The organism is Sporosarcina sp. HYO08 (genome assembly GCF_001563475.1).
GTDB lineage: Bacteria > Bacillota > Bacilli > Bacillales_A > Planococcaceae > Sporosarcina.
The window spans coordinates 145,478-163,379 of the sequence record NZ_LPUT01000027.1 but is presented as its reverse complement, the minus strand read 5'-3'; the positions used below and the strand labels follow the sequence as shown (position 1 = coordinate 163,379).

Sequence of the window (17,902 nt, the reverse complement as noted above, 5' to 3'; positions counted from 1 at the left end):
TGTAGTAATTAGTAGTTTACTCGTCTTTTAGAACCTTCGATGTCGACATGTTCAATAAAAATTATTTCCTTTATTCACACTAAAAGAAAACCATTTTTCAGCGGATCTTCTTGATCGAATATAAATTCATGAGATCCTGTTACAAACGCTTCTGCCTCGACGCTAAAACGATATTCATTGTTAGCTTGTGAAAGTTTTTTAACCGTCAATGCACTACCGAAGATACTTTCATTGTGCAGCTCATCTCCAGCATTTGAAGTACATAAAATCGCAAATGAGCTGTCAATTCCCGGAGAACGCAGAATGAAACCGTCTTTTTCAAACGTTACGGAACGGACGCTTCCTGGCGTTGCTTCATTAGATTCAATGAGCACGACTCCTTCAAACTCTACATTCGCACGTTTCAGTTCAGCTGTTTTTGCTAGTCCCCAGTTACTAATGGCCGCTAAATTTCCGAGTTCTAAACTTGAAATCTCTTCCGGTAGCGGAACAAGCAAGTAGTTGCGCGTACTGTCAATTTGAACAGTTGTGTAATCTGGATTGGCATTCACTTCTTTACAGCTTTCACTTTCTAAGTAAACAGATGTTACTTCCCCGTTTGTTAACGGCGCTTTTACTGTATAAATGCCATGCACTGTTTCAATTTCGTAAAGGTCATCTGATTTTTTGGGCAGATTGCCTGTTTCCAATAATGCAGTGATTGTTGTAATGAGCCCTTCATATTTGAAATTGCACACTTCATCATGATTGAAAAACAACAACTGAAAGTCTGCATTTTCAGTAGGCGCAATAACACAGCCATGTATGCCACGATGCCCTCTTGGCTCATTTAACAATAAGTTTTTCTCGTTCGTGAAATTGCTTTGCAGCACTTTATCGTTCGATTTAACATCCCCTCCCTGAAAAGCGATGGGTGATTGGATGACGATTCTGAACGCTTCACCTGCTACATGCGTATCGATCGTGCAAAACATTTTTTCAAAGTTCATTTACACACCCTCCTTTACCGGCTCTTCCATCGGTGGAATGAGCAAGTACCCTTCCCGGAGCGGATCTTTTTCATTGTAGAAGAAACGGTGCATGCCCATAATCCAAGCAGATCCTGTCACTTCTGGAATAACGGCATCTAGTTCCTTCACTTTCGTTTCTTCCAGCACACGCGCTCTAAATAGCGTGCCTACGATACTTTCATAAACGAACGGTTCTTTTAAACCGAGCTCTTTTTTCTTGTAAAGCGTTGCGAGTTTTGCAGAAGTCCCTGTCCCACACGGCGAACGGTCGATCCCGCCCGGCGGGACAATGACGGTGTTTTTTAGGTCTGCTTCTGGATGCACTGGATCTGTGTAAAATTCGATATGCGTTAAACCATTGATAAACGGGAACTCTGGATGGACAACTTCTTCAACCGCATTAATGGCATTCCGAATGTCGATTCCTTTATTAATAATGTTTGTCGCATTATCTTCCGTAAGGGATAGTCCAATTTTGCGTGCATCAATAATGCCATAGAAATTCCCGCCATAAGCAATTTCACAGTCGATCTTTCCGATTCCTTCGACTTCAATTTCAATCTCTTTCAATGAGAAAGACGGAACGTTGACGAATGTTACTTCTTTTGCAATACCATCTTCTACTTTAATGTCCACATCAATCAGTCCAGCAGGCGTGTCAACTTTGATTTTTGTCAACGGTTCTTTCACATCGATTAAACCTGCTTCAACAAGTGCTGTACAAAAACCGATCGTGTCGTGTCCGCACATTGGCAAGTAGCCGCCCGTTTCAATGTAAATGACCCCAACATCTGCATCTGGATGGCACGGATCCGTCATCAAGGCACCCGACATAACGCCATGCCCTCTCGGCTCGTTCATTAAAAAATTACGAATCCAGTCATAATGCTTTTCCATATACAGCATTTTTTCCGACATCGTATTTCCTTTTAACGGTGGTAAACCGCTAATTAATGTACGGGTTGGATTTCCTCCCGTATGTGTATCAATCGTCGTAAACAACTTTTGATAGTTCATTTAACTCATCACCCTTTCCTTAAAGCGAGAAAGCCTTAGCGGTTCGGTTGGAATGCAAGTTTCCTTACCGGTAATCAATTCTTCAATGAGCTTTCCGGTAACCGCCGCCAAGCTAATGCCGTCCCCTTCATGTCCCGCTGCGATGTAATAACCTGGAATTTCCTCTACCTTTGAAACGATTGGCAAATGATCTTCCGTCCACGGACGCAATCCGGCATACGTTCGAATGACAGTCATGTCGGCAATTTTCGGATAAAATCGAACCGCCCGTTTCGCGATGTATTTCGTTACTTCATGATTAACGCGTGTATCAAAACCAACAAACTGTCGGCTGCTTCCGATTAAGAAGTTTTGCGCTTCTGTCGGTTCAAACACGAGCGCTACACCGTATTTTTCCGTCATCGGATCAACGGTACGCTCCCCGCCAAATTTGGAGATGAGGTAACCGAACTCCATTACTTTTCGAATGCCAACTGGCTGTTGACGAGATGCAACGATGATTTGCCCTTTTCGAGGATGGATTGGTATTTCTAATCCAACCATTTCCCCAAGCTTCGGGGCCCAAATTCCCCCTGCATTGACGACCTGATTGGCCGTGTATGTGCCATTATTTGTCTCGATCGTAAATTGTCCAGTACTTTCGTTTCTCGTCATATTTCGTACTTCTGTGTTTGTATGAATTTTCGCACCTTGTTTCTCTGCACTATAAAACATGGAATACGTTAATATGTAAGGATTCACAGTGGAATCTGTCTTACATTCAAGCCCACCGTACAAATCATCCGCAAAATACTTCGATTCATTTCGCAGGTCTTCTCGGTCGAGCATTCTAAATTCAAGTCCGGCTTCTTGTTGTCTTTTTACCCATTGTGCTGCCGCATCCATTTCCGCATCATTTTCGCAAACTAAAATACTGCCAGGATTGCGATATTCAAAAGGGATTTCAAGATCTCGATCTAATTCGTGAACGAGTTGCTGGCTTTTTAAAGACATTTGACTATCAAAACCGGGATCCTTATCAATCGCGAGAATATTTCCGTCGCATCTTGAAGATGTGCCGCTCGCTAATTCTTTTTTCTCAAGGACTGTGATATCCAAACCTGCTTTGGAGCCGTAATAGGCGATTGCCGCCCCGATAATCCCACCTCCGATAACTACAATATCCCGATGTTGAATCGTTCCCACGCAAAATCCTCCCTTCAATTGCTGCTCGCTAAAATATAATGCAAGTCCCGTGCCAACTTTTAAAATGGTGTTAAAACTCAGTTCCTATTGAATTTTTAAACTATTTGTGTAAAAATAATTATACATTACAAAATAATTAGACAGTTGAGGTGGCTGAATTTATGTACGGTACAGATCAGTTGCTAGAAAAAGTGATAAAAAAAGATTTTGTTATACTGGAAGGCGTTGTACGTGAAGCAGATATCAAACAGCACTTGCCAAAAGCTGTTTTTTTACTGAAAGATGACTTTCCTTATGACGTCCTACTCGATGAGGAAACAAAAGAAATTTCGATAAAGAAGTGTCCTGTTTTTTCTGTGCACCACTCATTAGAATCTATTTTGGAAAGTCTTGCGGAACATGACAAAGGGCTTGTCATCGACGATAACAATGAATTCATCGGCTTTGTCACCTATTCGATCATTGCTAGAAATTTAATGAAGGAATACAAAAAAGGCCAAGCTTTTTTGCATACGATTTTAAACACAATCAATGAATCATGTACGGCCATTGATAAAGATGCGAAAGTCTTGCAATGGACAAAAGGGGCCGAAAAACTGTTCTCGGTGAAAGAGAAAGAGATTATCGGAAAACCGATTACTGATTTTTTCAAAACCGAGCGATTAGAAATTTTAAATTCATTACAAAACGGTTCTTCTGTTTACCATAGTCAACACCACGCAAGGAATGATCTCGTCGTAATGATCAATTCAAATCCCGTTTACTATGAGGATAAGATTATCGGTGCAGTCGTTTCGGAAACCGATATTACAAGTCAAATCCGCCTGAATAATGAGCTCTACGCGACAAATGAAAAACTATTTCATTTAGAAGAAGAAATTCGAAAAACACAACCTACGGAAAATCCTTTTTCTTACATTAAAGGAAATAGCCCAGCGCTCAAACAAACATTGGACATCGCAAGAAAAGCTGCCACGACAAATGCAAGTGTATTAATTTATGGGGAAAGCGGCGTTGGAAAAGAGCTTTTTGCGAAAGCGATCCATAACTTGCGAGAAGATAAAAATGCGCCCTTTGTGGCCATTAACTGCGGTGCGATTCCAAGCAGCTTATTTGAAAGTGAAATTTTCGGCTACGAAAAAGGGGCTTTCTCAGGCGCTGATCAAAGAGGGAAAAAGGGGAAAGTAGAACTTGCCAGGGGTGGAACTCTTTTCTTGGATGAAATTGGTGAAATGCCGCTGGAAATGCAGGTGAAGATTCTTCGATTACTTCAAGAGAAGAAGTTTTATCCGGTTGGCGGAACAAAAGAAATAGAAGTCGATTTTCGTGTCGTCGCCGCGACTAACCGTGATTTAAAAGAGCTCGTTCAAGAAGGAAAATTTAGAGAAGATTTGTATTACCGTTTAAACGTTGTCAATTTTAAAGTTCCCCCGCTTCGTGAACGAATTGAAGACATCATTGAATTGACCCATTATTTTCTTTATGAGATTTCGGTAAAATACAATCGTCCAATCCATGGGATTTCCCAAGAAGTCATGCAATCATTGCTTAAGCATTCATGGCCAGGCAATATTCGGGAGCTGCGCAACGCCGTTGAACGCCTCGTCGTATTTTCTGACAACGGACAGATTAAAATCGATGACCTTCCAATGGAAATGGAAAGAATTACGCAATCGTCAGTCGCAGAACAAGAAAACACTAAGATCACTTCCATTTCGCAGGAAAACGTCAGCCTGAGTGAACAACTACAAGCTGTCGAAAAAGAAATTTTGTTAAGAGAATTAAAGAAAGCAGACGGCAACAAACTGCTCTGCGCAAAAAATCTAGGCATTACGCGTGCGACTTTGTACAATCGACTCAATCGATTAGGCATTAAAGCATAATCTGTTGTTGGCATAAAACTTGCATAATATTTTCACAAGACAGCATGAATACGTTTAACGACGAGGTGAATGAAATGACTGATAATAAAATGATCATTTGTAGATGCGAAGAAGTAACATATGGAGAGCTTGTTGAAACGGCCGAAAAATTCGGCTGTACGCCTAGGGAATTAAAATTGCGAACACGCGCAGGAATGGGCTATTGCGGCGGCAGAACTTGCCGAAGTGCTGTTGACAGCATTGCACTTGCCGCAACGGAAAGAGACATTTCCGAAATCACGTTAAAATATCAGCCGCCGATCCGCCCAGTTAGTTTTGGCAAGTTAGGAGATGTAACGAAATGACGAATAGAATTTTAAATCACCCAGTACTCGATCCAATTGACGAATCAGAGGTTGTGACGTTCACATTTGACAACAAAGAATACAAAGGGCTTCGTCACGAATCCATCGCCGCTGCTTTACTTGCAAATGGCGTGCGCACGTTACGTCATCACGAGGAAAGCGGAACGCCGCGTGGAATTTATTGTAATATCGGGCATTGCTTTGAATGCCGCGTTAGTGTGAACGGCGAACAAGGCGTACGTGCTTGTTTAACACCAGTTCAGGAAGGCATGAACATCGAAAGCGGCGGAAAACTGCTCACAACAGTGCGGGATTGGAGGGCATCTCAAAATGGGTAAAGTTATCATTATTGGTGCGGGCCCTGCTGGACTTTCCGCTGCCATTACAATTGCTGAAAAAGGTCTCGATGTATTGGTCATTGATGAATATATGGTCGGAGGCGGCAGATTGCTCGGCCAACTTTACGAAGAGCCAAATGGTAACTGGTGGAACGGCATAAAAGAGTCGAAGAGCTTAGTGGAAAGAGCGAAAAATGCGGGTGTTGAGATTCAACTGCATACACCTGTTTCCAATATTGAAAGAATTGATGATGAATGGGTCATTTACACTGAGTCAGAAGTACATTACACATCACATCTACTTTTGGCAACGGGCGCGGCAGAAACACCGTTGCCAATTCCAGGATGGACATTGCCTGGCGTAATGTCTGTCGGTGCAGCACAGGTCATGACAAATGTGCAGCGGGTAAAGCCTGGAAATCGCGGCGTTATCGTCGGCGTCAATGTTTTATCTTCCGCGATCGCCATGGAACTGAAAATCGCAAACATTGATGTTGCGTGTATTACATTGCCAAAGATGAATATTCCTACTGAAAAATCGGCAGACCCTATGGAAGTGATGAATTCACTGTTGCACGTCTCCCATATGGCACCATCTGCTTTCGTGAAGTTGGGCAGTAAGCTTATGACAAATGATTTCATGAAAAGAATGGGGATCACGTTTTTCCCGAAAAATGGCGTTAAAATGTGGGACATTCCAATTATGCTGCGTAAAGCGGTTGTAGAGATTTATGGAGATGGAAAAGTTGAGGGTGTTAAAATTGCAACGATCAGTCCATCTGGAGAAGTGGTCGCAGGAACAGAAGAAAACATTTCGGCTGACTTCGTCTGTATCGCTGGCGGTTTGTATCCCCTAGCAGAGCTCGCCGCGGTTGCAGGCTGCCCATTTTATCATATTGAAGAATTGGGCGGCTACGTCCCGCTTCATAACGAACAAATGCAGACACCAGTGGAAGGCCTATACGTAGCAGGCAATATTACCGGCATTGAAGGTGCAAAAGTCGCCATTAGCCAAGGTGTCACTGCGGGACTTGCGATTGCAAATGACGTCCTCGGCGGAGGGTTAGAATCAAACATTCAACAAGCCATCGCTGACATCGAAACAACTCGAGACAATGCGTATATTCAATTCCATCCGGAAGTGAAGGAAGGAAAGCGAAAGTTGCAACAATATTGGGAAGAGCACCAAAATAAAAGTGTCGCCATCACTTTATGATAAAAACAAGCCCCGCCAAGTTTTTCTTAACTTGCGGGGCTTGTTTTTCATTCAAATATTTTAGACAGATCTTATGATTTTAGACACTCTTTTTCTTCTTCGTATTCTTCTAGCAAAAATCCTTTCGGAAGTGTGTCTTGTGGATCCACTAGGAATTGATGAATTCCTGTCAAGAAGGCTTCACCTGCTACTTTTGGAATGACTGCATCATAGGATCCTACCTTATCCATTGCCAAAATTTCGCCGACAAATTGTCCATCAGTAATACTTTCATGGACAAAGCTGTCCCCTTCCTTCATGTTTCCATGCGCTTGAAGTGAAGCAAGTCTTGCACACGTGCCTGTTCCGCACGGCGAACGGTCAACTTGCTCATCAGCAAAAATGGTAACATTTCGAAGATCTGCTCCCTCACTAACCGGATCATCTGAAAAAATGACGCCGTAAATACCATGCAAACCGCTTTCGAGCGGATGAACGACATTCACTTTCTCCTCCACATACCGCTTAATTTTTGTTCCCCATTTTTGAATGGCTGGTAAATCTTTTTTATTTACTTTCAACCCTAAGTCTTGGCTGTTCACAATTGCGTAGAAAGCGCCTCCAAATGAAACATCGACGTTAAATTTGAAGCCATCAATTTCTATAGGCAAATCTTTTTCTAATACGAAAGATGGGACATTTTCAAAGGAAACGGATTCCACAACTGAACCATTTGTTTTTGCGTATGCAATTACTTCACCGGCAGGGCTATCGATGACAAACTTTTGATTTTGCTCGGTCACTTTGAAACGGCCCGTTTCAATCCCCATCGTGATGACACCAACAATCCCATGTCCGCACATCGTACTCCAACCTTCATTGTGTAAAAATAGAACGCCAAAATCTGCATGCGGACTCGCAGGTGGCGTAATAATGCAACCATACATGCCATGATGCCCTCTCGGCTCCAACATTAGGACTTGGCGAATATCATCTAAATGCTCCATACAATACGCACGTCTTTCAAGCTGCGTTTCCCCTTTAATTTCCGGCAAACCATCCGTAATAATACGCAATGGCTCTCCTGCAACGTGGACATCTACTGTTGAATACATATGATTAATAATCATTGACAGATCTCTCCATTCATAGTTTCATTGAATCAATATCTAGATTAAAGTGAATATTCACTGAAATTGAACCCACACTTCAATAATAGTTAATAATAAATTTTCTGTCAACTAATTTTTAATTGAAAGGCGGACTATATATATGGATCAAACAATTGGCAAAAAGTTGAAAGCACTGCGTAAAGAAAAAAAATTAACACTGAAAGAAATCGCGGAAAAAACAGACCTTTCCATCAGCTTTCTTTCACAGGTTGAACGTATGAAATCTTCACTAACACTTGAATCACTAAAGAAAATTTCAGAAGTACTGCAAGTGAATCCAAGTTATTTCTTTTCTACGACCGAAGAAGAGAAGCAACCGACAGTGATTAGGAAAATCGATAGTGAAGCAGATCTGCTCATCAATCAATTTATTTACAAAGATCTGTCCGGCAATCATCCGAATTTAGGGTTTAGTCCACTGCTTGTTATTTTAAAAGTCGGTGAAAATAAAGGAAGTCAGTTTACCCACCGCGGCAAGGAGTTTTTGTATGTATTAGAAGGAGAATTGACCGTTCAAATTAAAGAGGAGGAATATAGTCTGCATGCACATGATTCGATGATTATTGACGCAAGCAGTCCGCATTACTGGTTAAATTTAACGGACAAGCCTGTTAAATTTCTTTGCGTGTCTTCGGAGTAAAGAAATTGCCATTGTTTTCACACGAAGTGAAGCAATGGCAATTCTTTGTTTCATATGGAACGTTTTTAGTTTTCAATCAACTTTATTCACTCAGCGCTGTTTGGATGCTTGATTCGTTTATAGCTGAATGGGTTGCCTGCCAAACGGCTTCGCCGTCTTTCAAAAGAAAGAGCTGCGGCGATTCATGGCGAATGCCAAGATCACTTTCAATGGCATTGGAAACAGGCCGGCTGTCCTGTACTTTTAAGAAATACTTCGGTAATTCTGTCGTAACAGCATCAAATGCATGATAAGCAGCTGCACTAATTGGACAAGTTGTGCTGTGTTTTAATAAAAACAATGGTTGTGATTTCGATTGTTCGCGCAACGCTTGCCATTCTTCATTTGTTTGAATTTCCTTCATAGATATCATCTCCCTATTGTTTATTTTACCTAATTAATACAATAATAAACAAGGAAAGGAGGCTTTCCATGTATGGCCTATCACGCCAGTTAATATTTGCATTTTTCCTTTGTGTTCTTTCGGGCATTCTTTTCGGCTATATCGCGAACGCTATTCGTAGGCAAACGATTGAGCGTTTTGACCTGTCCATTATTCACTTTGTACAAGGATTTGAAACATCTTCGTTGACGGCTGTGATGAAGTTTTTCACATGGGTCGGTTCTGGTTATATCGTATCAATCATCGCACTTATTGGTTTTCTCATTATTTATGGGAAGCTGAAAAATCGGGGGCAAGCTCTTTTACTTGTTTTTGTTGTGCTAGGAACAATACTGTTGAACCACTTTTTAAAACTTTATTTCAAACGAGAGCGTCCAGAAATTCACCGTATATTGAATGCCAATGGGTTTAGTTTTCCAAGCGGACATTCGATGATGGCCTTTTCCCTTTACGCGATCATCGCTTATATTGCGTGGCGCCATGCTAAAACAGTGACAAGCAAGACATTACTTATTATTTTGTCCGCCATAATGATCATTATGATCGGAGTTAGCCGTATTTATCTTGGCGTTCATTACCCAAGTGATGTGGTCGGTGGATATGCCGCCAGTGCTTTGTGGGTCACTGCCTCGATTGTCGTTTATCATTTTTACCGAAAAAAGTATGTAGAAAACCGCTTGAAATAGCGGTTTTTTTATGATTTCTTTCGTTTAACTCTCTTTTCGTTTCAATCACTTTATTGATATACTAAAAAGCATTTAGATATAGGAGTGATTCAATGCACCCATTCACGGAAAATGTCATTCGGATTATCAAAAATATTCCCGTTGGCACTGTCATGACGTATGGACAAGTGGCGGCTGTTGCTGGCAATCCACGCGGTGCAAGACAAGTTGTTCGGATTTTGCATACGATGAGCGGAAAACACCAACTGCCCTGGCATCGGGTCATTAATGCAAAAGGTGAAATTTCCTTTACAGGAAGCGAACAGCGGGATTTATTGGAGCTAGAAGGCATTGTATTTTCTAAGAAAGAACGGGTTGATTTATCAAAATATCGTTGGGAGCCTTCCAATTCTTATTGAAATTTATTAAAATAATGTTTAAAAATATTATTTTTGAGGTATAGTTTTTCTTCTATCAAAAACAGAGTAAAAGATTTGGAGTGATCAGTATGTGGAAAGACTTTAAAGAATTTGCGTTCAAAGGAAATGTGGTAGACCTTGCGATCGCTGTCGTCATCGGTGCGGCATTTGGAAAAATCGTTACCTCGCTTGTCGAAAATATTATTACGCCGATCATCGGACTTATTTCAGGCGGTATCGATTTTTCAGATCTTGCCGTTACATACAACAAGACGGTAATTAAGTACGGGATGTTCATCCAATCGATCATTGATTTCTTCATTGTAGCAGCTGCTATTTTCTTGGCGATTCGTTTGGCTTCAAAACTGAAAAGAAAAAAAGAGGAAGTTGTCGTGGAAGAAGCTGCACCAGAAGTGGATCCAAAAGAAGAATTGCTCAAAGAAATTCGCGATTTGATGAAAGAACAGCAAGGGAAATAATTATAGCAAAGGACAATTCCTCAATTGACGGAATGTCCTTTTTTCGTTGCTTTAAAAAGTCAGACACCATTCGTTACGATTTTCTTCACAATTACATCACACTAATTCAGATTACATTGATTTGCCCAATGTCCGAATGGTACAATATATTCAGGATATTGACTATAAAGGAGTGATCGGCTCATGTGGTTCGTCTACATCATGTACATTCTTTTCGCATTTGTTATAGTTGGTAATATTGCAGGTATCGCAAGAACACTTAGCAGTCATAAATAATTCATAAATAAAATCCCTCCGACGCTGTTGGAGGGATTTTTCACTTTATGTTTCAATTATTTTTATTCACGGTTGTGGATGAGAAAAGTTTCAATGTAAGTTATCCACATGTGGATGAGGCAACTTAAAAAAGACAGCATCGGGTCACCCTGATGCTGTCTTTCTTCTTTTATTTTTTATTTATCTATAGAACTGTTTTTGATCGGTACAAGATTAAAGATCTCCTGGTCCTCGAATGCGTCAACGAGTCGGTCGAGCCAATCGTAATAATCACGCAAGTAGCGCAGCTTTTCAATATCTGCCTTTGCTTCTATTTTCAATTCCTCACTAATATCGGGTTCTTTTACTAATTCTTCCAATTCCGTCAGCGATCTTCTCACAGCATTTGTGTGCAAAGAAACAGATCTTCTCCACTTAATGGAAAACAGGTCAACGAAGCTTTGATACCAATCGTCCGTCACTTGATAGAGGTCTTTTCTTACGCCCCTTTTCCAAGCGCGTTCCACTAGCTTTACATTGGATAAGGCTCTAACAGAAGTGCTCATGCTCGTTTTACTCATGCCCAGCTCTTCTGTCATATCATCCAATGTCATGGGCTCGTCATGAAAATACATCGTGCCAAACTGTCTTCCTGCAGATGGTGTAAGGCCATAGAGATGTATATTTTGTGCAATTGTTTCAATCACTCGCTCACGAGCTTTTTCAAGTCTTTCTTTACCGACCATTGCTATATCTCCTTCACTGTTTAGGCTTGAAAAGCTTCAGCAGTTATTCTTCTTAATAGCGTATTATATCCTTCGTTAAAAATCAATTTACAACAATTATTGTTTGTACAGTTTTTTCTGTACAAACTATTAATTTAATAAAAACGGTTGTAATTGAAATCTTTTATCGCTATACTAGTAAACATTCATAATTTTTTTAAGTCAGGGGTGTGTGCATGAGTGACCAGATCACCAAGAAGAAAATCGAAGTGAAAAATACAACAAAGATTTTCGGAAGGAATAGTAAACGAGCAGCACAACTGCTCAAGGAAGGCAAGACGAAGAGCGAAATTTTGAAAGCGACAAGTGCAACTGTCGGTGTCAATAACGCGAACTTCGAAGTATATGAAGGTGAAATCTTCGTCATTATGGGGTTGTCCGGAAGTGGAAAGTCAACGCTCGTTCGAATGCTGAATCGGTTAATTGACCCAACAATCGGCACGATTCTATTGGATGGGGAAGATATTGTCAGCATGAATAAAGAACAACTTCGCGTGGTGCGGCGTAAAAAAATTGGAATGGTATTTCAAAATTTTGCCCTCTTTCCCCATAAGACGATTCTTGAAAATACGGAATATGGACTGGAAATTCAAAAAGTCTCCAAAGCGGAACGACAAGCAAAAGCAAAAGAGTCTCTTAAATTGGTGGGACTTGCGGGGTATGAAAACCAATATCCGAACCAATTAAGTGGTGGAATGCAACAACGTGTCGGACTTGCGAGAGCGCTTGCAAATGGACCAGACATCTTGCTGATGGATGAAGCTTTCAGTGCTCTTGATCCGTTAATCCGAAAAGATATGCAAGACGAATTGCTGCAACTGCACAATGACATGGGCAAAACGATTATTTTCATCACCCACGATTTGGATGAGGCACTTCGTATCGGTGATCGGATTGCTTTAATGAAAGACGGCGAGATTGTTCAAGTCGGAACGCCAGAAGAAATATTGATGAGCCCATCAAATGAATATGTCGAACGTTTCGTTGAAGACGTTGATTTGGCGAAAGTATTGACGGCGGGTCACATTATGAAAAAGGCAGATACCGTGCAAGTGGATCGTGGACCCCGCGTCGCATTACGTTTAATGAAACGTCTTCGCATATCATCAATTTATGTCGTTGACAAAAGAAACCGTTTGCTTGGTGCTGTAACAGCTCAGGATGCAGTTCTTGCGGCCGAATCGGGAAAATCACTGGAGGAAATACTCGTATCGGATGTACCGATGTTTCCAGCAGATACCATTTTGACGGAATTATTTGATGTTGTTTCGACTGCAACGATTCCAGTAGCGGTCATTGATGATGCTGAGAGGCTACAGGGAATTATTATTCGTGGTGCACTGATCGGCGCATTGTCCGGCGACGAGCAGTTTATTAATAATGATGGAACAGTTAGCTTCGCCCAAAATAATGGGTCAATAGAAGCGAACAACGAATCACTCGAGTCGGAGGTGGAGACAATTGGATAAACTTTTACCGCGCCTTCCGTTTGCAGATTGGATCGATGATGGAGTCGATTGGCTTGTGGGGACATTCGGGTCATTGTTCGATGGAATTTCAGGGTTCCTGTCAGGGATTGTGGAAGGGTCAGTAGAATGGCTGAGTGTAGTGCCATCAATTCTACTTGCGTTTCTATTCTCTTTGCTTGCGTGGTTTATCTCTACGCGACGGATTGCATTATTTTCGTTCATCGGATTTTTGTTCATTGATTATCTAGGGTATTGGTATCCGATGTTACAAATGCTAGCATTGGTCATTACTTCTGTGTTTTTTGCCATTATAATTGGGGTCCCAATTGGTATTTGGGGTTCACAAAAAGCAGGGGTACGAAAAGTGGTCAATCCGATACTGGACTTGATGCAAACGATGCCCGCCTTCGTTTATTTGCTGCCAGCGATTTTCTTCTTTAATATCGGCGTTGTTCCTGGCGTTGTGGCATCTGTTATTTTCTCAATGCCGCCAACGATTCGTTTGACAATGTTAGGAATTGAGCAAGTACCAAAGGATTTGATCGAAGCGACAGAGGCTTTTGGATCAACGACTTGGCAACGATTAGGAAAAGTCCAAATCCCACTGGCAAAGCCGACAATTATGGCGGGTGTCAACCAAAGTATTATGCTTTCCCTGTCAATGGTTGTTATTGCATCAATGGTCGGTGCACCTGGGCTCGGTGAAGAAGTATACCGAGCGGTTACACAATTAAAAACAGGCGTTGGTTTCGAGACTGGTCTAGCGATCGTCATCGTAGCAATTATTTTGGATCGAATCACGCAACATGCTGGAAAGAAAAAACAAGGGGGAACTATATTATGAAACTCATGAAAAAAGTAGCAGGACTTGGTGCTGTGGCAATGCTGGCGATCGGTTTAGCTGCATGCGGTAACGATGATGGCAACAATGAGTCAAGCACAGGAAGCGATTCAACAAAATCAGTTGGTGAATCAGTCAACTATAAAATCACTGGAATTGATCCAGGTGCAGGTATTATGGAAGCAACAGAAAGAGCAATTGAAGAATATGAACTAAACGATTGGGATCTCGTGACAGGTTCAGGCGCAGCGATGACAGCAGCGTTGAAAAAAGCGTATGACAAAGAAAAACCGATTATTGTCACTGGCTGGACACCGCATTGGAAGTTTGCGAAATTCGACTTGAAATATCTCGACGATCCAAAAGGAGCATATGGCGGGGAAGAACAAATCCGTACCATCGCGAGAACAGGGCTAGCAGAAGACTTACCAGAAGCACACAAAATTCTTTCACAGTTCCACTGGTCGGAAGAAGATATGGGTACTGTAATGGTAGCCATCCAAGATGGTGAAAAAGAAGAAGTAGCTGCGCAAAACTGGATTGATGCGAATGCAGACAAAGTTGCACAATGGACAGAAGGCGTTGAAAAAGTGGATGGAGACAAAATTACACTTGCTTACGTTGCATGGGACAGTGAAATCGCTAGTCATAATGTCATGAAACTTGTTCTAGAAGACATGGGGTATAACGTCACATTAACACAAGTAGAAGCAGGTCCTATGTGGACTGCTGTAGCAGATGGTAGTGCGGACGCAACACTGGCAGCATGGCTTCCAGTCACACATAAAACCTATGCAGAGAAATTCGAAGGTAAATTTGAAGAACTTGGCATTAACATGGAAGGTGTCAAAATCGGTCTTGTCGTTCCACAATATATGGATATTGACTCGATTGAAGATTTAAAGGAATAAGTAGTGAATGCAGACAAAGACTCGGTACCGTTCATTCGGTCCGGGTTTTTTTAGTGAGTATCACATATTCAATTTATCCCCCAAAAGCTATCCCTTCTTACGGGTATGACATTATTAACCATTTTTCTCATCATTTTCTAATGAACCTCTCAGTGTTTTCTAGTATTTGGTAGGTAGATTACTAGTAGATACAATCTAAGGGGGAATTTGGAAATGAAAATTGTTATGGTACCATCAGGATTTAAAGAATGTCTGGACGCGGAGGATGTTGCTTCGGCAATGGAAAGAGGCGCAAGACGATATGATCTTACTGCTGATGTGGAAATGATTCCAATGATTGACGGGGGAGAAGGTTTTGCAAAAACAATTGTCCGCTTAAAGGCGGGAGAACTGATTGAATGTGAAGTGACGGGTCCTGTAGGGGAAAAGATTCCGAGTCATTTCGGCTTGATCACGGAGAACGGCAAGAGAACTGCAATCATTGAAATGGCGGCGGTTGCGGGATTGAAGTTAGTGCCTCGCGATCAAAGAAATCCTTTAAAGACAACGACTTATGGAGTAGGCGAACAAATTCTTACTGCATTGGATCTCGGTGTAGATAAAATCTTGATCGGCTGCGGTGATTCGGGCACGTCAGATGGCGGAATTGGTATGGCACAAGCACTCGGCGTACAGTTCTCAGATAAAAACAATCATCCGGTGAATATTAACAGTGTAGTAGACATCATGAAAGCTGAGCATATTGATACGACCTATTTGGATAAACGTCTCTCTACCGTTACCGTTGACGTTGCATGTAACTGGAAGAACCTTTTATGTGGAGAACGAGGGGTTGCCCGGGTATTCGGTCCTCAAAAAGGGGCTACTCCGGAACAAGTTGAACAATTATCGAAGGCTTTGGAACACTTTGCTTCATTAATTGAAAATAAGATGGCTTTGGACGTCAGGTCAATGCCTGGAAGTGGCGCATCGGGCGGTTTAGGGGCAGGTCTCATCGCTTTTGCTGGGGCTACGTTACATCCGCGTTTTGACATTATCAAGGAATACATAAATATAGAGGAGAAAATTGAAACTGCCGATGTTGTTTTCACGGCTGAAGGGAGTTTAGATTTTCAGACGCCAAACGGAAAAATTCCTGCCGAGGTGGCGCGGATTGCTAAAAAACATGGAATCCCGGTCATTGCCATCACAGGAACAATCGGAAAAGGAGCAGAACTGAATTATGGTGCAGGCATCGATGCCTATTTCAGTATCATTCCACAACCGACATCATTGGAAAAAGCTATCATTAATGCGCCAACATGGATTGAAAACAGTACGGAAGCCGCATTAAGACAAGTCGCCATTGGGCTTGCTATCGCGGAAAGGAAGCATTTGTTAGAGGGTGTATTACAAAGATGATAACAAGAACGGCAAAACATGCGCATAAACATCGACCAGTCACTTGGTTGGTTAGCCTGCTTCCTACGAAGACTTGGGCGATCATAGGTGTCCATTTTCTCTTCTTATTGGCAACAATCCTTATCAAAGATCTAGATTACGGTGCAAAAGTTTCTTTGTTCGCTTTTTTGTCTGCCATGACGTTATGGATCTCCACGAAAATTCCAGCTGGTTTTGTTGCGATTTCCCTGCTTGTTTTCATTGTGTTGATGAAGGCCGGCAGCCAAGAATTGCTATATCATTCTCTCGCCGAGGAAGTTGTATGGCTAATGGTTGGTTCGTTTATCATCGGGGAAGCAGTCAAACAATCTGGCCTTGCGGAACGACTCACGCAGTCCATCTTAAAGAAATCGGGCAATAAAAATTCCGTCCTGTTCGGTGTGACTTCTGTTTTATTTGCATCTGCCTTTTTCATACCATCGACTTCGGGCCGGGCAGCCTTATCCATGCCGATCATCAAACAGCTCGGGCCTATTTTTTCCGATAAAGAGCAGCGGATGTTGGCAATATTGGCGCCTGTCGTCATCCTAATGAGTACTTCCGCTACTTTAATCGGTGCGGGCTCACATTTGCTTGGAATCGGCTTGCTTGAAAGCACGACAGGCCAATCCATTTCCTATTTTCAATGGTTTATATGGGGCGTTCCTTTTGCAATCTTGGTCACATTTTTTACGGCAGTCATCATGAAACGGATGCTATGGCCTAAAGATGTTTCGGACTCTCTCGTCAGCACATTTGCGGGAAAAACGGCCAATAGCCAAAAATCATTGAATATCAAAGAGAAAAAAACGATCATTCTTATTTCGTTCCTCATTTTCGGCTGGATAACAGAAAGCATCCATGGCTATGATATTGCGTTCATCACGATGCTCGGCGCTGTATTAGTCATGCTTCCGTCATTCGGTGTCATCAGCTGGAAAAACGGCATGAAATCTGTTTCTTGGAATTTGATCGTATTCGTCGCGGCAGCAACAGCGCTCGGAAAAGTGCTTGTCGATACAGGTGCAGTTGTATGGATTCAAGAAGAATTGCTCAGTGTCCTCGGATTGTTCAAACATTCACCGGAATGGGTGATCGTGTTGGTCATTGCGATCGTCACAACGACAAGCCATTTGTACATCACGTCCCATACGACACGTGCAGTCGTATTCATTCCTGGATTATTGCTGTTCAGTGAAACGCTCGGGATCAATCCCGCAACAGTTGTCTTCCTCAGTTTGGTCGGAATGAATTATTGCGTCACCTTTCCGGTCAGTTCAAAAGCACTTCTTCTCTTCTTTGAGGAAGGTGACGTTTCTTACGATGCCAAGCATTTGATTAAAATTAGTGCCATCCTCATGCCTCTGTATATTGCGGCAATGATTGTCTTCTACTTCACTTTTTGGAAGTGGACGGGAATGGGGTTATAAACG

General features: G+C 41.9%; 19 protein-coding genes. 13 read left to right on the top strand and 6 right to left on the bottom strand.

Translation table 11 applies throughout. The annotated features are described in order from the left end of the window. Positions 1-74: 74 nt before the first annotated feature. Genes AU377_RS10040 through AU377_RS10030 form a run of 3 tightly spaced genes read right to left on the bottom strand, consistent with a single transcriptional unit; the run spans position 75 to position 3,212 of the window. A complete protein-coding gene (locus tag AU377_RS10040) occupies positions 75-989 on the bottom strand; it encodes a proline racemase family protein (protein ID WP_067407570.1) in 915 nt (304 codons plus the stop codon). Next, positions 990-2,027, bottom strand: a complete 1,038-nt coding sequence (locus tag AU377_RS10035) for a proline racemase family protein (RefSeq protein WP_067407568.1) — start codon at positions 2,025-2,027, stop codon at positions 990-992. Further along, entirely contained in the window at positions 2,028-3,212 is a 1,185-nt protein-coding gene (locus AU377_RS10030) for an FAD-binding oxidoreductase (RefSeq protein WP_067407566.1), read from the bottom strand. It abuts the gene before it with no gap. Between the two features lie 161 nt (positions 3,213-3,373). On the opposite strand from AU377_RS10030, the gene AU377_RS10025 reads away from it, so the two are divergent. The 4 genes from AU377_RS10025 (at position 3,374) to AU377_RS10010 (ending at position 6,993) form a co-directional block, all read left to right on the top strand. After that, the gene (locus AU377_RS10025; protein ID WP_067407564.1) at positions 3,374-5,095 is read left to right on the top strand and encodes a sigma 54-interacting transcriptional regulator; all 1,722 of its coding nucleotides are present in this window, start codon (positions 3,374-3,376) and stop codon (positions 5,093-5,095) included. Between the two features lie 74 nt (positions 5,096-5,169). Continuing rightward, complete coding sequence (locus AU377_RS10020) at positions 5,170-5,439, top strand: (2Fe-2S)-binding protein (RefSeq protein ID WP_067407562.1); 270 nt, start codon at positions 5,170-5,172, stop codon at positions 5,437-5,439. Then, a complete protein-coding gene (locus AU377_RS10015) occupies positions 5,436-5,777 on the top strand; it encodes a (2Fe-2S)-binding protein (protein WP_067407560.1) in 342 nt (113 codons plus the stop codon). Before AU377_RS10020 ends, AU377_RS10015 begins: the two co-directional genes overlap by 4 nt. Beyond that, complete coding sequence (locus tag AU377_RS10010) at positions 5,770-6,993, top strand: NAD(P)/FAD-dependent oxidoreductase (protein WP_067407557.1); 1,224 nt, start codon at positions 5,770-5,772, stop codon at positions 6,991-6,993. The genes AU377_RS10015 and AU377_RS10010 overlap by 8 nt, the downstream gene beginning before the upstream one ends. Before the next feature lie 71 nt (positions 6,994-7,064). On the opposite strand, the gene AU377_RS10005 is transcribed toward AU377_RS10010, so the two are convergent. After that, positions 7,065-8,102 (bottom strand): proline racemase family protein, encoded by a 1,038-nt coding sequence (locus AU377_RS10005; RefSeq protein WP_067407555.1) that lies wholly within the window; start codon positions 8,100-8,102, stop codon positions 7,065-7,067. Between the two features lie 142 nt (positions 8,103-8,244). Between AU377_RS10005 and AU377_RS10000 the strand changes: the two genes are divergently transcribed. Further along, positions 8,245-8,784 carry a helix-turn-helix domain-containing protein gene (locus tag AU377_RS10000; RefSeq protein ID WP_067407553.1) on the top strand — a complete coding sequence of 180 codons (540 nt, stop codon included), beginning with the start codon at positions 8,245-8,247 and terminating at the stop codon, positions 8,782-8,784. A gap of 82 nt (positions 8,785-8,866) precedes the next feature. Here AU377_RS10000 and ytxJ read toward each other — a convergent pair whose 3' ends face one another. Then, complete coding sequence (gene ytxJ / locus AU377_RS09995; protein WP_082732003.1) at positions 8,867-9,187, bottom strand: bacillithiol system redox-active protein YtxJ; 321 nt, start codon at positions 9,185-9,187, stop codon at positions 8,867-8,869. A 68-nt stretch (positions 9,188-9,255) separates the two neighbouring features. Between ytxJ and AU377_RS09990 the strand changes: the two genes are divergently transcribed. The 3 genes from AU377_RS09990 to mscL all read left to right on the top strand — a co-directional run bounded on the left by AU377_RS09990 (position 9,256) and on the right by mscL (position 10,789). Then, positions 9,256-9,912, top strand: coding sequence for a phosphatase PAP2 family protein (locus tag AU377_RS09990; protein ID WP_067407549.1), 657 nt, complete (start codon positions 9,256-9,258; stop codon positions 9,910-9,912). A 92-nt stretch (positions 9,913-10,004) separates the two neighbouring features. Next, positions 10,005-10,310: an MGMT family protein gene (locus tag AU377_RS09985; RefSeq protein ID WP_067407547.1), complete on the top strand. Its 306-nt coding sequence runs from the start codon at positions 10,005-10,007 to the stop codon at positions 10,308-10,310. 89 nt (positions 10,311-10,399) lie between these two features. Continuing rightward, positions 10,400-10,789, top strand: coding sequence for a large conductance mechanosensitive channel protein MscL (gene mscL / locus AU377_RS09980; RefSeq protein WP_067407545.1), 390 nt, complete (start codon positions 10,400-10,402; stop codon positions 10,787-10,789). Between the two features lie 452 nt (positions 10,790-11,241). Here mscL and AU377_RS09975 read toward each other — a convergent pair whose 3' ends face one another. Beyond that, entirely contained in the window at positions 11,242-11,790 is a 549-nt protein-coding gene (locus AU377_RS09975; RefSeq protein WP_067407543.1) for a GbsR/MarR family transcriptional regulator, read from the bottom strand. A gap of 215 nt (positions 11,791-12,005) precedes the next feature. On the opposite strand from AU377_RS09975, the gene AU377_RS09970 reads away from it, so the two are divergent. The 5 genes from AU377_RS09970 (at position 12,006) to AU377_RS09950 (ending at position 17,899) form a co-directional block, all read left to right on the top strand. Continuing rightward, on the top strand, positions 12,006-13,298 hold the full coding sequence (locus AU377_RS09970; RefSeq protein WP_067407540.1) for a glycine betaine/L-proline ABC transporter ATP-binding protein: 1,293 nt from the start codon (positions 12,006-12,008) through the stop codon (positions 13,296-13,298). Further along, positions 13,291-14,142 (top strand): proline/glycine betaine ABC transporter permease, encoded by an 852-nt coding sequence (locus AU377_RS09965; RefSeq protein ID WP_067407538.1) that lies wholly within the window; start codon positions 13,291-13,293, stop codon positions 14,140-14,142. The genes AU377_RS09970 and AU377_RS09965 overlap by 8 nt, the downstream gene beginning before the upstream one ends. Next, positions 14,139-15,050, top strand: coding sequence for a glycine betaine ABC transporter substrate-binding protein (locus AU377_RS09960; RefSeq protein ID WP_067407536.1), 912 nt, complete (start codon positions 14,139-14,141; stop codon positions 15,048-15,050). Before AU377_RS09965 ends, AU377_RS09960 begins: the two co-directional genes overlap by 4 nt. Before the next feature lie 213 nt (positions 15,051-15,263). Further along, positions 15,264-16,451, top strand: a complete 1,188-nt coding sequence (locus AU377_RS09955) for a glycerate kinase (protein WP_067407534.1) — start codon at positions 15,264-15,266, stop codon at positions 16,449-16,451. Beyond that, on the top strand, positions 16,448-17,899 hold the full coding sequence (locus tag AU377_RS09950; protein WP_067407532.1) for an SLC13 family permease: 1,452 nt from the start codon (positions 16,448-16,450) through the stop codon (positions 17,897-17,899). The genes AU377_RS09955 and AU377_RS09950 overlap by 4 nt, the downstream gene beginning before the upstream one ends. Positions 17,900-17,902 lie beyond the last annotated feature (3 nt).

Excerpts from the sequence above, each read along its gene's own strand:
- AU377_RS10040 (WP_067407570.1), bottom strand. The coding sequence starts at position 989 with ATGAACTTTGAAAAAATGTTTTGCACGATCGATACGCATGTAGCAGGT.
- AU377_RS10035 (WP_067407568.1), bottom strand. The coding sequence starts at position 2,027 with ATGAACTATCAAAAGTTGTTTACGACGATTGATACACATACGGGAGGA.
- AU377_RS10025 (WP_067407564.1), top strand. The coding sequence starts at position 3,374 with ATGTACGGTACAGATCAGTTGCTAGAAAAAGTGATAAAAAAAGATTTT.
- AU377_RS10020 (WP_067407562.1), top strand. The coding sequence starts at position 5,170 with ATGACTGATAATAAAATGATCATTTGTAGATGCGAAGAAGTAACATAT.
- AU377_RS10015 (WP_067407560.1), top strand. The coding sequence starts at position 5,436 with ATGACGAATAGAATTTTAAATCACCCAGTACTCGATCCAATTGACGAA.
- AU377_RS10010 (WP_067407557.1), top strand. The coding sequence starts at position 5,770 with ATGGGTAAAGTTATCATTATTGGTGCGGGCCCTGCTGGACTTTCCGCT.
- AU377_RS10005 (WP_067407555.1), bottom strand. The coding sequence starts at position 8,102 with ATGATTATTAATCATATGTATTCAACAGTAGATGTCCACGTTGCAGGA.
- AU377_RS10000 (WP_067407553.1), top strand. The coding sequence starts at position 8,245 with ATGGATCAAACAATTGGCAAAAAGTTGAAAGCACTGCGTAAAGAAAAA.
- ytxJ (WP_082732003.1), bottom strand. The coding sequence starts at position 9,187 with ATGAAGGAAATTCAAACAAATGAAGAATGGCAAGCGTTGCGCGAACAA.
- AU377_RS09990 (WP_067407549.1), top strand. The coding sequence starts at position 9,256 with ATGTATGGCCTATCACGCCAGTTAATATTTGCATTTTTCCTTTGTGTT.
- AU377_RS09985 (WP_067407547.1), top strand. The coding sequence starts at position 10,005 with ATGCACCCATTCACGGAAAATGTCATTCGGATTATCAAAAATATTCCC.
- mscL (WP_067407545.1), top strand. The coding sequence starts at position 10,400 with ATGTGGAAAGACTTTAAAGAATTTGCGTTCAAAGGAAATGTGGTAGAC.
- AU377_RS09975 (WP_067407543.1), bottom strand. The coding sequence starts at position 11,790 with ATGGTCGGTAAAGAAAGACTTGAAAAAGCTCGTGAGCGAGTGATTGAA.
- AU377_RS09970 (WP_067407540.1), top strand. The coding sequence starts at position 12,006 with ATGAGTGACCAGATCACCAAGAAGAAAATCGAAGTGAAAAATACAACA.
- AU377_RS09960 (WP_067407536.1), top strand. The coding sequence starts at position 14,139 with ATGAAACTCATGAAAAAAGTAGCAGGACTTGGTGCTGTGGCAATGCTG.
- AU377_RS09955 (WP_067407534.1), top strand. The coding sequence starts at position 15,264 with ATGAAAATTGTTATGGTACCATCAGGATTTAAAGAATGTCTGGACGCG.
- AU377_RS09950 (WP_067407532.1), top strand. The coding sequence starts at position 16,448 with ATGATAACAAGAACGGCAAAACATGCGCATAAACATCGACCAGTCACT.